The organism is Aliivibrio finisterrensis, assembly GCF_008933155.1.
Classification (GTDB): domain Bacteria; phylum Pseudomonadota; class Gammaproteobacteria; order Enterobacterales; family Vibrionaceae; genus Aliivibrio; species Aliivibrio finisterrensis.
The window spans coordinates 62,006-77,183 of sequence record NZ_WBVP01000014.1 but is presented as its reverse complement, the minus strand read 5'-3'; the positions used below and the strand labels follow the sequence as shown (position 1 = coordinate 77,183).

14 protein-coding genes are annotated in these 15,178 nt (G+C 38.2%); 6 read left to right on the top strand and 8 right to left on the bottom strand.

Going from position 1 to position 15,178, the window contains the following annotated elements:
* The first annotated feature begins 76 nt into the window (after window positions 1–76).
* Window positions 77–475, top strand: coding sequence for a Cu(I)-responsive transcriptional regulator (cueR, locus tag F8B77_RS12720; RefSeq protein WP_151655619.1), 399 nt, complete (start codon window positions 77–79; stop codon window positions 473–475).
* Window positions 476–501: 26 nt separating this feature from the next.
* On the opposite strand, the gene F8B77_RS12715 is transcribed toward cueR, so the two are convergent.
* The 6 genes from F8B77_RS12715 to F8B77_RS12690 all read right to left on the bottom strand — a co-directional run bounded on the left by F8B77_RS12715 (window position 502) and on the right by F8B77_RS12690 (window position 7,246).
* Complete coding sequence (locus tag F8B77_RS12715) at window positions 502–1,356, bottom strand: co-chaperone YbbN (RefSeq protein WP_151655618.1); 855 nt, start codon at window positions 1,354–1,356, stop codon at window positions 502–504.
* A 325-nt stretch (window positions 1,357–1,681) separates the two neighbouring features.
* On the bottom strand, window positions 1,682–2,509 hold the full coding sequence (locus F8B77_RS12710) for an SDR family oxidoreductase (RefSeq protein ID WP_151655617.1): 828 nt from the start codon (window positions 2,507–2,509) through the stop codon (window positions 1,682–1,684).
* Between the two features lie 154 nt (window positions 2,510–2,663).
* The gene (gene proX, locus F8B77_RS12705) at window positions 2,664–3,671 is read right to left on the bottom strand and encodes a glycine betaine/L-proline ABC transporter substrate-binding protein ProX (protein WP_151655616.1); all 1,008 of its coding nucleotides are present in this window, start codon (window positions 3,669–3,671) and stop codon (window positions 2,664–2,666) included.
* Window positions 3,672–3,673: 2 nt separating this feature from the next.
* The gene (proW, locus tag F8B77_RS12700) at window positions 3,674–4,756 is read right to left on the bottom strand and encodes a glycine betaine/L-proline ABC transporter permease ProW (RefSeq protein WP_151655615.1); all 1,083 of its coding nucleotides are present in this window, start codon (window positions 4,754–4,756) and stop codon (window positions 3,674–3,676) included.
* A 4-nt stretch (window positions 4,757–4,760) separates the two neighbouring features.
* Complete coding sequence (gene proV / locus F8B77_RS12695; protein ID WP_151655614.1) at window positions 4,761–5,948, bottom strand: glycine betaine/L-proline ABC transporter ATP-binding protein ProV; 1,188 nt, start codon at window positions 5,946–5,948, stop codon at window positions 4,761–4,763.
* 392 nt (window positions 5,949–6,340) lie between these two features.
* Window positions 6,341–7,246, bottom strand: a complete 906-nt coding sequence (locus F8B77_RS12690; protein ID WP_151655613.1) for a TIGR01777 family oxidoreductase — start codon at window positions 7,244–7,246, stop codon at window positions 6,341–6,343.
* A 133-nt stretch (window positions 7,247–7,379) separates the two neighbouring features.
* Here F8B77_RS12690 and yfcE point away from each other — a divergent pair, with 133 nt between their 5' ends.
* A complete protein-coding gene (gene yfcE, locus F8B77_RS12685; protein ID WP_151655612.1) occupies window positions 7,380–7,931 on the top strand; it encodes a phosphodiesterase in 552 nt (183 codons plus the stop codon).
* A 103-nt stretch (window positions 7,932–8,034) separates the two neighbouring features.
* Here yfcE and F8B77_RS12680 read toward each other — a convergent pair whose 3' ends face one another.
* Together F8B77_RS12680 and F8B77_RS12675 are read right to left on the bottom strand one after the other, a co-directional pair.
* Window positions 8,035–8,580, bottom strand: a complete 546-nt coding sequence (locus tag F8B77_RS12680) for a regulatory protein ToxS (RefSeq protein WP_151655611.1) — start codon at window positions 8,578–8,580, stop codon at window positions 8,035–8,037.
* On the bottom strand, window positions 8,571–9,452 hold the full coding sequence (locus tag F8B77_RS12675; protein ID WP_151655610.1) for a winged helix-turn-helix domain-containing protein: 882 nt from the start codon (window positions 9,450–9,452) through the stop codon (window positions 8,571–8,573). Before F8B77_RS12675 ends, F8B77_RS12680 begins: the two co-directional genes overlap by 10 nt.
* 214 nt (window positions 9,453–9,666) lie before the next feature.
* On the opposite strand from F8B77_RS12675, the gene htpG reads away from it, so the two are divergent.
* The 4 genes from htpG to tig all read left to right on the top strand — a co-directional run bounded on the left by htpG (window position 9,667) and on the right by tig (window position 15,172).
* Entirely contained in the window at window positions 9,667–11,565 is a 1,899-nt protein-coding gene (gene htpG, locus F8B77_RS12670; RefSeq protein WP_151655609.1) for a molecular chaperone HtpG, read from the top strand.
* 264 nt (window positions 11,566–11,829) lie between these two features.
* Complete coding sequence (gene adk, locus F8B77_RS12665) at window positions 11,830–12,474, top strand: adenylate kinase (RefSeq protein WP_130043098.1); 645 nt, start codon at window positions 11,830–11,832, stop codon at window positions 12,472–12,474.
* A gap of 82 nt (window positions 12,475–12,556) precedes the next feature.
* Window positions 12,557–13,522: a ferrochelatase gene (gene hemH / locus F8B77_RS12660; protein ID WP_151655608.1), complete on the top strand. Its 966-nt coding sequence runs from the start codon at window positions 12,557–12,559 to the stop codon at window positions 13,520–13,522.
* Window positions 13,523–13,873: 351 nt separating this feature from the next.
* Window positions 13,874–15,172 carry a trigger factor gene (gene tig / locus F8B77_RS12650; RefSeq protein ID WP_151655607.1) on the top strand — a complete coding sequence of 433 codons (1,299 nt, stop codon included), beginning with the start codon at window positions 13,874–13,876 and terminating at the stop codon, window positions 15,170–15,172.
* The last annotated feature ends 6 nt before the right edge of the window (window positions 15,173–15,178 follow it).

The following is a 15,178-nucleotide window of genomic DNA, read 5'->3' as shown; positions in this document are numbered from 1 at the left end:
CGTTAACTATTCTTGATATTACGAATAATAAACCTTACAGTAAATGGAAGGTCAAGATATTAAATGAGATAAAATTATGAATATTAGTGAAGTAGCGAAGTTAACAGGACTAACAACGAAAACCATTCGGTTTTATGAAAGCAAAGGAGTGATAAAAGAAGCAAGTAGGAGTGCTAATGGATATCGTCAATATACTAAGATTCAGCTAGAGGAATTACAATTAATTAGACGTTCAAGATTAGTTGGGTTTAGCTTAGAAGAGTGCCAAGAACTATTAAGTTTATCAAATAACCCAAATCGTCGAAGTGCAGACGTAAAAGCAAAAACGTTGGAGAAAGTTGCAGAGATCGAAGAAAAAATTCAGGAACTAAAAGGGATGAAGCAAACATTATTAGATTTAGCTGATGCTTGCCCAGGTGATGAAGGCCATGATTGTCCTATTATTAAAGGATTAACCTGCTGCCATGAGAAATAACAACAACAGGTTTACTACTCAATAGGTCAGTAAAGAAGAGAATAAAGTTGACGACGGTACTTACCTGCGACAGGGTTCCCTTGACCAAGAGCAGATAATATATCCATCATGGTTTTCTTAATTTGCCCATCTTGTGCGTTAAGATCTTTTAGCAACGCTGCCATCAAAATATCTAGCGCTTCTTCTTGTCGGCTGACTTGACTGTATTGAATCGCAAGCTCTAAAGCTAACGAATTATTGCTAGGATCTGCGTTATATTTTTCTTCTAATGCTTGGATTTCTGGGCTGCTTCCTGCTTGTTTATGTAGTTCAAGCTTAGCAATTAACTCTTTGTATTTGCTGTCTTGATCTTGCATTAATATTTCAGAAAGAACAGCCTCTGCTTGATCAAATGCTTGGGTTTCAATATAGCACTGTGCGATGTGCAGTTTTATTTGACCATTACTGTTAAAGTGCTCAAGAAGGGCGAGTAATGTAGGAAGTGCTGCTTGATATTCACCTTCTTCAACCAGCTTAAATGCTTGGCCTAATTGAAGTTCTTCTTGGCTCGCTAGATGTTTACCTAGCATATCTTGAATGGCTTCAATCGTTTGAGGCCCTCCCATACCATCAACCGCTTGGCCGTTTTTAAATAAAGCAATCGTTGGTAGCGTTTGAACACCAAATTGTTGTGCAAGACCTTGCTGTTCTTCACAGTTAAGTAGAGCAAGAGTTACGGCATTACCATATTGCTGGGAAAGTTGTTGTAAGGCAGGCATAACAGCAATACTTTCTTGGCTCATTGGCGCCCAGAAATGGATTAGCACAGGGGTTTGCATTGAGCTTTCTAAAATTTGTTGGAAGTTTTGTTCGTTTAGTTCAACGCTATGTTCTGGTTGCATGATCTTTCCCTAAAAACAGTATGTATTCTTTATATAGATATATGGGGAGTTATATTGGTTTTCAAGGAAATAGAAAGAAGAAAGCCACTATAATTGACTTATAGTGGCTATTCTAAGTGTAAGTGGCTATTAGATCAGTATGAATACCGCAACCGCAACACTCACACAGATCCAGTTGATTTTACCTAGTGTCATATTCACCTCTGAAAAAACACCATCTACCGGATAGAATGAATATACGATTCTAATATGACACTAATATTACATTTTTACTCTTTTCTCATATTTATTAATTATTACACAGCGATGATACTATAAAGTTAGGTTAATCACTCTTATTTAAGATCATATCTAAGCACTTTGTTGGTAATAATCTTTTTAGAACCGAAAACAAATGAGTTGGAAAGGTGACTCGATAACGAGCTTTTGGTCTTGATGAATTAAGTGCGTGGAGCAGGGGAGGAATAATAGAATCTGCCGGAAGGACAAAAGCACTACCGGATTGTTCTTTTTCAAGTCGTTGTTGTTGAGTAAGGTACTTTTCTTTGTGGTAGCTGTTATCTATATTTACCCATTTTTTAAATGCTTTCAGTGCATTAGAGCGGAATTCGGTTTCAATTGGACCTGGTTCAATTAAGCTTATCTTGATATTTGTCACTGAGAGTTCTAGGCGTAATGTATCAGTCCAGCCTTCAATTGCGAACTTTGATGAGTTATAAGCACCACGATATTTCATCGCAACAAAACCTAATACAGAGCTGTTTTGAATGATACGGCCTTCATCTTGCTTTCTCATTACCGGAAGCAGTTCTGTGACTAATTGATGCCAACCAAAGAAGTTTGCCTCGAACTGCTCCTTTAATGCTTCCCTTGGTAGATCTTCAAGTGCTCCAGCTTGACCATATGCGCCATTATTGAACAATCCGTATAATTTACCATCAGTCAGTCTAATTATATCTGCAACCGCGTTAGTAATACTTTGTGAGTCGCTATAGTCTAAATAGAGACAGGTTAACCCTTCGCTTTGCAATCGTGCGACGTCTTCTTGTTTTCGGCATGAGGCTATAACGTTAAAGCCATGCTGCTGTAATTGATGGGCAGCAGTATAGCCAATACCTGTTGAACAGCCTGTAATAAATATGGTTCGCGTCATGAATTTTATCTCTAATGAGTAACGTTAAGATGAGTATAAAGCAGAGTTGAGTCGTCGTTCATTGATTTTTTAAATATAAAAAAGACCAATAGCAGATGCCATTGGTCTTTTCAGTGTTCTCAAATAATGAGGTTATTAATATTAACTACGTAAGTTAGATCGCTGCTTTTTTCGCTTCAGCTAACCAAGAGTTGAATAAAGGTCGATTTGCTTTTATCCAGCCATTAACGTGAGATTCAATATCAGCTGAGCTGTTTTTACCTTTACTCATCATCATGTTTTGTGCACTAACGTCATTAATGTTTAGTTTGATGATTTCAAATAATTTAGCTGCTGCAGGGTTTTGTGCCGCAAACTCTTTATTAGCAATGATGCGCATAGAGTTCATTTCAAAACCGTAGTTTTTACCATTAGATAATGTGGTATCGACATTTTTACGATCCCCCGGAAGTGATGAGAAAGGTACTTCTAACCAGACTACATCTTTATTAGGAACCAATACGCCACTTACCCAGTAAGGAGTCCAAGTATAGTAGAGAATGGATTCACCATTTTTGTAGCGTGAAATTGTATCAGCAATGATTGCAGCATAATTACCTTGATTATGCGTGACAGTGTCTTCAAGTTGATAAGCACCAATTTGATGCTCGATCACCATTTCACAACCCCATCCAGGGTTACAGCCAGTAAGATCTGCTTTGCCATCACCGTCAGCATCAAACAATTTAGCTAATTTAGGATCTTTTAATTGCCCAATGTTTGTAATGCCATACTTTTCCGCGGTTTTTTTATCAATTAGGTAACCTTGAGCAGCACCGCTCACGTATTGACCTTGACGATAGAACTTATCATCACCACCAGACATTTTGTATTTATCGGCATGAAGTGGAAACCAGCCAACAGTAAGGAATGTTGCATCACCTTTTGCGATCGACGTATAAGCTACGTTGTAATCAACTTCTTTTGTTGGTTTTACATCATAACCTAGCTCTTCAAGCGCTCGGTTTACAATTGATGTTTGAAACGTTTCTTCTGCAACTGTAGATTGAAGAGCTTGCACTGTAACGCCTTCACCTGGGAGCTTTTCAGCCCATACGTTTGATGATAAAGCTAGAGTGGAAACGATACTTGCTGTCAGTGCTTTCTTCCATGAATTAATCATTATTATTTCTCCTTAAGTTGTAGTTCTTTTTTTGGTTCTTTTTTTTGAGTAAAAATATTTAGCAAAATAGAGACAGGGCCCATGTTATACCAACGTAATTTAGTATTACCTGCGTTTACCCCTAATACTTGAGTGATTCGGTCTAGTAAAATGGCGAGTATTACAATACCTAAGCCACCAACTGCTGCTAGCCCCATATCCAGTCGTCCAATACCCCTTAATACCATTTGACCCAATCCACCTACCGCGATCATTGACGCAATAACTACCATAGATAGAGATAACATTAAGGTTTGGTTAACACCGGCCATAATCGTTGGTAGGGCAAGTGGCAGCTGAATTCGATACAGCATTTGCTTTTTGCTGGCACCAAATGAATGACCCGCTTCGATTAACTCTTCTGGTACTTGTTGAATACCTAGAATGGTTAAACGTACGACAGGAGGCAGTGCAAAAATAATGGTTACAACAACACCGGGGACATTACCGATACCAAATAACATTACAATTGGAACTAGGTAAACAAAGGCTGGGGTTGTTTGCATTGCATCTAAGATTGGGCGAACGAATTTTGCGGCGGTTTTGCTTCTTGCTAGCCAAATCCCCATCGGTAACCCGATAAGTAAACAGAAAAAGACAGAGGTCATCACTAATGACAGAGTGGTCATGGCTTCAGACCAAGCACCGATAAGGCCAATAACGAGTAATGAAGCTGCCGTTGAGATCCCTAGCTTAAGGTTCGAAAATTGCCATGCTAATAAAAATAAAATAAGAAGCATGAATGGTGCTGGTGTTGATACTAATGCCGTTTCAAAAGAGCTTAAGATAAAATCAATCGGTACACGAATGGCTTGAAATAATGGACGACCATGTTCAACTAACCAGTTTAAGCCAGACTCCACCCAAACATCGACAGGAAGTACTGCTTCCTCAAAAGGATTTAAGGGGTCAAAAGTATTTACTTCGATAGTTTCATGATTTAACCAATCAGCCGAGGCTGATGTATCGCCAACTTGTCCCCATGGGTCATCGCTTGTTGGTGCTGTTTGTGACCATGGGTCATTGTTTGTTTGTTCTGATGACATCGTTCTACCCCTTATCTAACGTCTGAAGCAGTCGTGATTTAGTCACAACACCGAAATACTTACCACTCTCGTCAACCACAGGTACAGAGTAAGGAACATTAGCCACTACGCCTAAAATATCATTGATCGCTTGGTTTGGTTTGAGTGTTACACCATCTGTAAGTTGAGCACTGACAAGAGAGTTGTTGTCGTTATGTGCCTCGCGAAGAGAGTCAACAGAGACGATGCCAGAATAGAGGCTACTCTTATCTACAACGATGCCATATTCTCTGTCATTATCCATTAGATACTGAAGAGCAGATGCTGGACCATCATGTTCTGATTTCTTAAACATGGCGGCAGGTTTTTTACGAGCAATGTCTTTGGCAGTTAAGACGTTCGCGACATTAACACCACGAAAGAAGGCTTCAACATAATCATTTGCGGGGTTGTTGAGGATATCGTCAGGAGTGCCGACTTGAACTACCTCACCATTTTGCATAATCGCAATTCTGTCACCAATGCGCATGGCTTCATCTAAATCGTGAGAAATAAAGACAATAGTACGTTTATCATCATTTTGTAGGCGGATAAGCTCATCTTGCATTTCTGTTCTAATCAAAGGATCAAGAGCAGAGAAGGCTTCATCCATTAATAGAATATCGGGATCACAAGCGAGTGCTCTTGCTAGACCAACGCGTTGTTTCATACCACCAGATAATTCATCAGGGTAAGACTCTGCGTATACATCAAGTCCAACTCTTTCTAATGCACTTAGTGCGCATTGTTTGCGTTTTTTTATTTCTACACCAGCAAGCTCTAAACCAAAAGCCGCATTTTCGATAACGGTCATGTGCGGCATTAGAGCAAAGTTTTGAAATACCATTGAGATATTATTGCGGCGTACTTCGCGGAGTTCTTCTTCTGAGATATGAGCTATGTCTTTTCCTTTCAGAAAAACGCTGCCTTGAGTTGGTTCGATAAGTCGATTGAGGAGACGAACTAGAGTGGATTTTCCTGAGCCAGACAGGCCCATAATGACGAAAATTTCACCTTCTTGAATACTTAGAGATACGTCGTTAACACCGATGGTCAACCCTGTTTTCTCAAAAACTTCTTCTTTATTTGCGCCTTCATCAATCAATGTAAATGCGCGGTTAGTGTCTTCACCAAACACTTTGTACAGTCCCTTAACTTCCAGTATGGGATTCATTTTTAAGTCCTTCGCAAGATATGCGTATTGATAATTCATTAGTACTATAATTAAAATTCATCCAGATTTCAATGATAGCCATACTGTAAAAGTTATGGCATTAATAATGCTGTGTAATTTTAAAATAAACAAACACGCACAGCGTAAGCTTATACCTTTGTTTATTAGTAGTTTTCTTGACAGTCTGGATAGAGTAATCCATCGGTTAATTATTTCAAATGAGAATGCTTATAGTGGAAGGGTTTTGGTAGAATTAAGGGGGAATCACTTAATTGGTTTGAGTACGAATTAAAATTGATGGGTGTTCTCTTTTAAGTTCTTATGTTCCATTTTGGTGAAAATGATTGGAGTTAACATATTTATAATATTGTTTCTTCCAATCATTCTAATTTTTAGCTTAATAATTGTTTGAGTGCAGACTCGATTCGAGAATAGCGAAATTTAAATCCTTCATGGACGATTCGCTTTGGTCGAACTCGTTGACTGTCTGTTAGTAGAACAGAAGCTTCTCCTAATATACCTTTAATGATAATGTTTGGAGTAAATAGAAAGTGTGGACGTTTTAATGTCTTTGCTAAAGTTTGACTAAATAAGCGATTAGAGACAGGGTGAGGGGCCGTTAAGTTATAAATACCTTGGCTTTCTTCTTGTGTCATTAAATGCAAAATACCATAAACCATATCATCAATATGAATCCAAGATAGGTATTGTTTTCCATTTCCAATTGGGCCACCTAAACCTAATTTATAAGGCAGTAACATTTTTTTTAGAGCACCTCCTAAAGGAGATAATACGACCCCCGTTCGTATGATACAAACGCGAGTATTTTTACTTTGAGCTTGTAGTGCCTTATTTTCCCACTGCTGGCAGACTTGATGAGCAAAATCAGCAGAGATTATCTTAGTGTCTTCATCAATATCTTTTTGGCCATTATCCCCATAATAACCAATGGCTGATCCAGATATAAAGCATCGTGGTGGTGTTGTTGATGCTAGGCAGAGTTGTGCCAATTGCTCAGTTAACTTGCATCGGCTATCAGAGATGATTTTTTTTTGTTTACGGGTCCATTTTTTATCAGCAATCGGTTCCCCTGCTAAATTAATAACAGTATCAATATTATTAAGATCGGAAAGTGAAGAAAGATCCGAAATGAAATCAACGTGAGGTAAAGCTAAATGAGCTAATGAAGATTGAGCTTTTTCTATATTGCGCGTCAGAAGCACTAGCTCATGACCTTTAAGGTGATCCAATAACTGTTTTCCGATCAACCCTGTACTTCCCGTAATGAGTATTTTCATCCCATCTCCCTGCAAGATATTTATAACTGTCGTTTAAGTTAAGTATAAATTGAGTTCACTGATTGGCAACTTTCATTGGATTTTCCTTTATACTTGAGTTTTGAAATGGCTCTTAAATACTGTAAGGATTCTTGTGAAATTATTTTTTGCCTCTGATTTACATGGCTCATTGCCTGCGACTCAACGTATGATTGATGCGTTTACTGCTTCTAAAGCAGATCATTTAATTCTTCTTGGTGATCTGATAAATTTTGGGCCAAGAAACCCGATCCCTGAAGGTCATGATCCTATCGCTGTAGCTGAATTATTAAATCAATACACAGAGTCTATCATCGCAGTGAGAGGGAATTGTGACAGTGAAGTCGATCAAATGCTGTTATCTTTTCCTATTATGTCTGATTACAATATTGTGTTGTTGCCTACGGGGCAGAAATTATTTTTAACGCATGGTCATATTTATAATGCCGACAAACGCCCTTTATTAAAGAAGGGAGATATCATCGCTCATGGACATACGCATATTACGGTAGCTGAATGGCAAGGAGAACAGATTATTTTTAACCCGGGTTCAACGACTTTTCCTCGTAACGAAGGCGGAAAACCGAGCTATGGTTTACTTGATGGTAGTTGTTTGTCTGTTCTTGATTTTGATAGAAATGTATTGAATTCCATTGAGCTAAAATAGCATCAATTATTGGGTAAGAAGAAGACTATTGATTAGACAATAAAAATCCGAGGTGATTACCATCTCGGATTTTTATTGTGATGTTCAGTTAACGAAAGCTATTTTAATGAGAAAATAGAATACCTGAGCCATAATTTAAGCTGGTCAGTAATAATGTTTTATCATTAACCACATCAACACGTTTACTTTGTTGAGCATCCATTTTGAATACGCGCATGATCAATTTTTTCTGCGAACCAGAAAAATCTTTATTATCATTGGCGGTAACATCCTTAAACTCAGTAGGGTCAATTAATAAGTAATCTCCGCTGTAATCCCAGTTCCCCGTTTCCATAACATTAATCGTTAATGGGAGGACATTCTCAGATGGGCCACTAAAAAGTGTCAGTGTAGATGATTTTGAATAAGTCTTATTTGGCAGATAGACAACATTAGATTTAATATCTGCGCGTTTTAAAGGGCCCATGTCATCATAATCAGTATCAATACGAACGGTACTCATACTTTGCCATTCTTTAGATGTTAATAGTTGTTCGACTTTACTGTCGCTTTCCCAATAAAACCACCCACTGCCTAACATTGATATTAGAAGAAGAGCGACGGGGAAAAAACGTTTTGCTATTGGGAGTTGCTCGCTATTTAACCACATACTTTATCTACCCCTTTTTGATCAATCAATAATCGGACACTAATACTTTGATCGCTGTGTTCTTCATTATGAATATAATTCAGTGTGATTTGATTTGGCTGGCCACTCGTTGCAATAACTTCTATTGGTTTTAGCGTATCAACATGGTTTGAATTATAAAAGACAGTACATTGCTCAATCAAAGGCTGCCATTTATCGATATTAGGGTGGTTAACAGGAACGAAAATAGGCACGTCGTCATATTTTGCTACTTGTATAAATGCATCTGATTTTGGAGTGTGATTCACATAAGCAATGATAGGCAAGATAAAAGCGATAATCAGAGTTAGCGTACCAAGTAACGATAAGTGAGCTTGTGGCTGATTCGTTGTGATATTTTCTTTTGCTACGGAATTTATAGTTTGCTCTTTAGCGGAGCTATTCACCGTGAGCTCTTGAGGTGATTCTTCTTGATGAACGATTGTTGGGTTATCGATATCCGTTAAAGAATCATTATTTTCATCTGCGCTTTCTAGCACATCATCCGTGACTTGATGTACGGCAGTTGAAATAAATTGATAACCACGTTTAGGCACTGTTTTTACATAAACTGGTAGTTTAGTTGGGTCTTGTAGCATTTTTCGTAGCGTCGAAATAGCTTGTGTTAAACTAGAATCATCGACTTCAAATCCTTGATCTCGCCATACATACTCATGTAACTCATGACGACTAACAACCTTCCCTGGTTCTTGAATAAGTAGGCTTAAAACACGACTTTCATTTCCTCCAATTCGAATAATCTCATCGTCATTTAATGTATCAATAAGGCTATTATCGTTAGGATCGAACAGAAACCGGTTGCCAATAATAATTTTGTTATTTTCTATATTCATTGGTTGTTAACTCAGTAATGGTGATTCTTATTGAATGATATCAAGTATCATTTTTAGAATGTCTATTTTATGTCAAAACATATGATTACGCATTTTATAGTATAAAAAAAGCAAAAAAACAGTGTTTTTTACATTGCTTTACCTTGAATTGAGGTATAAGTGTCCTTATTTCAATTAACAAGTTAAATATATTCTGTTATTTTCGGAGTTTTAGATGAGCCAACAAACAATTAATAACAAAGAAACACGCGGCTTTCAGTCAGAAGTTAAGCAGCTACTTCATCTTATGATCCACTCTTTATATTCTAATAAAGAGATCTTTTTACGTGAATTAATCTCAAACGCATCAGACGCATCTGATAAATTACGTTTCAAAGCACTATCAAATGGTGAACTTTATGAAGGTAATGCAGATCTTGGTGTCAAATTATCTTTTAACGAGGCGGCAAACACCTTAACCATTTCTGATAATGGTATTGGTATGAGCCGTGAAGATGTAATTGAGCATTTAGGTACGATTGCTAAATCAGGCACTGCTGATTTCTTTTCAAAACTATCAGATGATCAAAGTAAAGACTCTCAATTGATTGGCCAGTTTGGTGTTGGTTTCTATTCTGCGTTCATTGTTGCAGATGCAGTAACAGTGCGTACGCGTGAAGCGGGTGTAGCGAAAGACCAAGCGGTTCAGTGGCACTCTGAAGGTGAGGGTGATTATACAATTGAAGACATTATTAAAGAAACTCGCGGTACGGATATTATTCTTCATATGCGTGAAGAGGGTAAAGAGTTTTTAAGTGAGTGGCGCCTAAAAGAAGTGATTGGTAAATACTCTGATCACATCGGTATTCCTGTTTCCCTTTGGTCTGTAGAAAAAGACGAAGACGGCAAAGATAAAGAAGGAAAGTGGGAGCAAGTAAACAAGGCTCAAGCGCTTTGGACTCGCAGTAAATCAGAGATTGAAGATGCTGAGTACCAAGAGTTTTATAAGCACGTATCTCATGATTTTGCTGATCCACTGACTTGGAGCCATAATAAAGTAGAAGGTAAAAACGATTACACGAGCCTTCTATATATTCCAGCCAAAGCACCGTTTGATATGATGAACCGTGATCATAAAAGTGGCTTGAAGCTGTATGTTCAACGCGTATTTATTATGGATGACGCTGAACAATTTATGCCGAGTTACTTACGTTTTGTTAAAGGTTTGATTGACTCAAATGATCTTCCGCTAAACGTATCTCGTGAAATTCTTCAAGATAATAAAGTGACTCAGTCATTACGTAGCGCGTGTACTAAACGTGTACTAGGTATGCTTGAGAAAACAGCGAAGAAAGATGATGGAAAATATCAAACTTTCTGGAAAGAATTTGGACAAGTACTAAAAGAAGGCTTGGCTGAAGATTTTGCGAATAAAGATAAAATTGCCGGTTTATTGCGTTTTGCTACCACGGATAAAGACAGTTCAGAGCAATCGATGAGCTTAGCTGGGTATATTGAACGTATGAAAGAAGAACAAGATAAGATCTTCTATCTAACGGCAGACAGCTATGCTGCGGCGAAGAACAGTCCGCACCTAGAGCAATTTAAAGCAAAAGGCATTGAAGTTGTTCTAATGTATGACCGTATCGATGAGTGGCTGATGAGCTACTTAACTGAATTCGATGGTAAGCAATTCCAATCAATCACAAAAGCAGGCTTAGATTTAAGCAAGTTTGAAGATGAAGCGGAAAAAGAAAAGCAAAAAGAAACAGAAGAAGAGTTCAAATCGGTTGTTGAGCGCACTAAATCATACTTGGGTGACCGAGTGAAAGAGGTTCGTACAACCTTCAAACTAGCAACGACACCCGCTGTTGTTGTAACCGATGATTTTGAAATGGGAACACAAATGGCAAAACTTCTAGAAGCCGCTGGTCAAGCCGCTCCTGAAGTTAAGTACATTTTTGAAATTAACCCAGAACATGCTCTTATCAAGCAAATGGCAGATGAAGCGGATGAAGAAGCATTTGGTCGTTGGGTTGAAATGCTGCTTGGCCAAGCTATGTTAGCTGAACGTGGCTCTTTAGATGATCCATCGCAATTTTTAAGTGCAATGAATCAATTATTATCTAAATAATAGATAATACCGTAATCTAGATAAACGCAATGAGACCTATGCATTTTACACTAAGGTCTCATTGTTTTTTTATTGTTACGAAATAGACTCTATTTAGCGGTTATTTTTGCTTTTTTCATCGCAAACTTGATAGCTTTATCAGTTCCGTGTATCTTTCACGACTTATTTTTAGAAATAAAACTTATACCTAAGCTTATAAGTAGTTGTCATTTTTACTTGTAAGGTTTGGTATAAATTCCAAGATTATTTTTTAAGGGGAAAACAATGCGTATCATCCTTTTAGGTGCACCTGGTGCGGGTAAAGGTACTCAAGCTCAGTTCATCATGGATAAATATGGTATTCCACAAATATCTACAGGTGACATGCTACGTGCTGCTATTAAAGCTGGTACAGAGCTAGGCAAACAAGCTAAATCTGTAATTGATGCTGGTCAACTTGTATCTGATGAGATCATCCTTGGTCTTGTTAAAGAGCGTATTGCTCAAGAAGATTGCGCTAAAGGTTTCCTACTAGATGGTTTCCCTCGTACAATTCCTCAAGCGGATGGTTTAAAAGAGAACGGTGTATCTATCGATTACGTTCTTGAGTTTGATGTTGCTGACGAAGTAATCGTTGAGCGTATGTCTGGCCGTCGTGCTCACTTACCTTCTGGTCGTACTTATCACGTTACATTTAACCCGCCTCAAGTTGAAGGCCAAGATGATGTAACTGGTGAACCTCTTGTTATTCGTGAAGATGATAAACCAGAAACAGTACTTGCTCGCCTAGGTATCTACCATGAGCAAACTGCGCCACTTATCGCTTACTACAATAAAGAAGCGGAAGCAGGTAAAACTCAGTACCTTAAATTTGATGGTACTAAGTTAGTTGCTGAAGTTAGCGCTGAGATCGAAAAAGCACTAGCGTAATCTTACGTAGTCAGTAATTTATTGTTATATTGAAGGCGACCTTATCGGTCGCCTTTTTTTTAAACAATAATGGATAATAACTGTGAATAATAAAAAAGCAGGGGTGCTATTAGTTAATTTAGGTACGCCAACCGCACCAACCACATCAGCAGTAAAAACCTTTTTATCTGAATTTTTACATGATAAGCGTGTTGTTGATATGAATCGCTTTCTTTGGTGTCCATTACTCCATGGTGTCATCCTACCTATAAGAGCGCCTAAAGTGGCGAAGTTATATGAAAGTGTTTGGATGGACGAAGGTTCACCGTTAATGGTCTATTCAAAACGTCAAGCAGCAGCATTGCATTCATTTTTAAATGTGCCAGTTGAGCTAGGTATGACTTATGGAGAACCAAGCATTAAATCAGGGATTGAGCGTTTAGAGGCTCAAGGATGTGATGAAATAGTCATTTTACCCCTGTATCCTCAATATTCTCGTACTACCTCAGCAGCCGTGTTTGATCAAATTGCTAAGCAATATAAAACCACATCGGTGTTACCCGACTTCTCACTTGTTCATAATTATCATGATCACCCTCTCTATATTAAAGCCCTTGCTGAATCTATCCGTCTTTCATGGGAGAAGAAGGGCAAAGGTGATTATGTATTATGTTCGTATCATGGGATCCCACAGCGTTTTGTTGATAATGGCGATATTTATGCAAAACATTGTGAACGAACGACAGAATTGCTTGCTCAAGAATTAGGATTAACATCTGAACAAATAGGCATGAGCTATCAATCCCGTTTTGGGCGAGAAGCGTGGTTGCAACCTTATACTTCAGAGATGTTAACTGAACTTACTCCAAAAGGAATTAAATCATTAGATATCATTAGTCCTGCATTTTCGTCTGATTGCTTAGAAACCTTAGAAGAGCTTTCAGAAGAGTGTAAAGAGATATTTATGGAGGCTGGTGGTCAAAAATACACCTTTATTCCATGTTTAAATGATGATGAATTACATATTGAAATGATGGCAGATATTGTAAAAAGTAAGATTTCAGCATAAAAATGAATTTTTTTAATAAAAAAAGCAGTTAAAAGGGTTGAAAAGACTAACCAATTGCCCAATTTCTTATTAAAGATTATCAACGTGTGTAGTGAGTCTCGACATAGATGGGTCAGATCGCTACAATATCGCGTCTTATTTTGCCACTTGGCTAAATGCCGTATTTTATTTAATTAAAGTACGCGATCTACTTATTATTCATATTAAGCAGATAAAAGAAGATACCCAATTGGTATCACGAATCATAGGGGTTACGGTTTCTATTTTATTAGACCTGTAACGCAAGGATGCGACACGTATTTTTTGTCGCAAACTCAGAGAACCTGAGTCGATTTTGAGGTTTATATAAACATGCAAGTTACTGTTGAAACTAAAGAAGGCCTAGAGCGCGTTCTAACTATTACTGTACCAGCGGCAAACATTGAAGACGCTGTAAATGCTGAGCTTCTTAATATCGCTAAAAATCGTCGCTTTGATGGCTTCCGTAAAGGTAAAGTGCCAATGAAGATGGTTGCTAAAATGTACGGTAGTGCAGTTCGTAACGACAAAATGGGTGAAGTTATGCAACGTCACTTCATTGAAGCGATCATTAAAGACAAAATCAACCCAGCTGGCGCTCCAACATTCGCACCAGTAGAATTTGCTGAAGGTCAAGATTTAGTATTCACTGCAACATTTGAAATCTACCCAGAAGTAACACTTCAAGGCCTAGACAAAGTTGTTGTTGAAAAACCACAAGTTGAAGTTAAAGACGAAGACGTAGCTGAAATGCTAGAAACACTACGTAAGCAACAGTCTACTTGGGCTGAGGCTGACGTTGCTGCTGAAGACGGTACTCGCGCTACAATCAACTTCGTTGGTTCTATCGATGGTGAAGAGTTTGAAGGCGGTAAAGCTGATAACTTCCCACTAGAAATGGGTCAAGGTCGTATGATCCCTGGATTTGAAGATGGTATCAAAGGTAAGAAAGCTGGCGAAGAAGTAACTATTGACGTTAACTTCCCAGAAGATTACCACGCAGAAAACCTAAAAGGTAAAGCGGCACAATTTGCTATCACTGTAGTTAAAGTTGAAGCTCGTGAACTTCCTGAACTAAACGACGAGTTCGTTATTAAGTTTGGTGCTGAAGGTGGCGTTGAAGGTCTTAAAGCTGAAGTTCGTAAGAACATGGAGCGTGAATTAGCTCAAGCTGTTAAAAACAAGATCAAAGAACAAGCTATCAACGGTTTAGTTGAGCAAAACAACATCGACGTTCCTTCTGCTCTTATTGAACAAGAAGTTGAAGTACTACGTCAACAAGCAGTTCAACGTTTTGGCGGCAACGCTGACACAGCTCCTGAACTTCCACGTGAATTGTTCGAAGAACAAGCTAAACGTCGCGTAGTTGTTGGTCTTCTTCTTGGTGAAGTAATCAAGACTGAAGAGCTAAAAGCGGATGATGAGAAAGTGAAAGCACTTATCAACGAAATGGCTTCTGCATACGAAGATCCAACAGAAGTTGTTGCTTACTACGAAGGTAATGAGCAAATGATGAACAACATGCGTAATGTTGCTCTAGAAGAACAAGCTATCGATGCAATCCTTGCTAAAGCACAAGTTTCTGCAAAAGAAGTTGGCTTTAACGAACTAATGAATCAACAACCTGCTTAATTTTTA

Bases quoted from the DNA above. Each gene is read 5' to 3' on its own strand.
- F8B77_RS12680 (WP_151655611.1), bottom strand. From the start codon at position 8,580: ATGTGGTTAAATAGCGAGCAACTCCCAATAGCAAAACGTTTTTTCCCC.
- F8B77_RS12710 (WP_151655617.1), bottom strand. From the start codon at position 2,509: ATGACGCGAACCATATTTATTACAGGCTGTTCAACAGGTATTGGCTAT.
- adk (WP_130043098.1), top strand. From the start codon at position 11,830: ATGCGTATCATCCTTTTAGGTGCACCTGGTGCGGGTAAAGGTACTCAA.
- tig (WP_151655607.1), top strand. From the start codon at position 13,874: ATGCAAGTTACTGTTGAAACTAAAGAAGGCCTAGAGCGCGTTCTAACT.
- proW (WP_151655615.1), bottom strand. From the start codon at position 4,756: ATGTCATCAGAACAAACAAACAATGACCCATGGTCACAAACAGCACCA.
- F8B77_RS12690 (WP_151655613.1), bottom strand. From the start codon at position 7,246: ATGAAAATACTCATTACGGGAAGTACAGGGTTGATCGGAAAACAGTTA.
- proV (WP_151655614.1), bottom strand. From the start codon at position 5,948: ATGAATCCCATACTGGAAGTTAAGGGACTGTACAAAGTGTTTGGTGAA.
- F8B77_RS12715 (WP_151655618.1), bottom strand. From the start codon at position 1,356: ATGCAACCAGAACATAGCGTTGAACTAAACGAACAAAACTTCCAACAA.
- cueR (WP_151655619.1), top strand. From the start codon at position 77: ATGAATATTAGTGAAGTAGCGAAGTTAACAGGACTAACAACGAAAACC.
- proX (WP_151655616.1), bottom strand. From the start codon at position 3,671: ATGATTAATTCATGGAAGAAAGCACTGACAGCAAGTATCGTTTCCACT.
- htpG (WP_151655609.1), top strand. From the start codon at position 9,667: ATGAGCCAACAAACAATTAATAACAAAGAAACACGCGGCTTTCAGTCA.
- F8B77_RS12675 (WP_151655610.1), bottom strand. From the start codon at position 9,452: ATGAATATAGAAAATAACAAAATTATTATTGGCAACCGGTTTCTGTTC.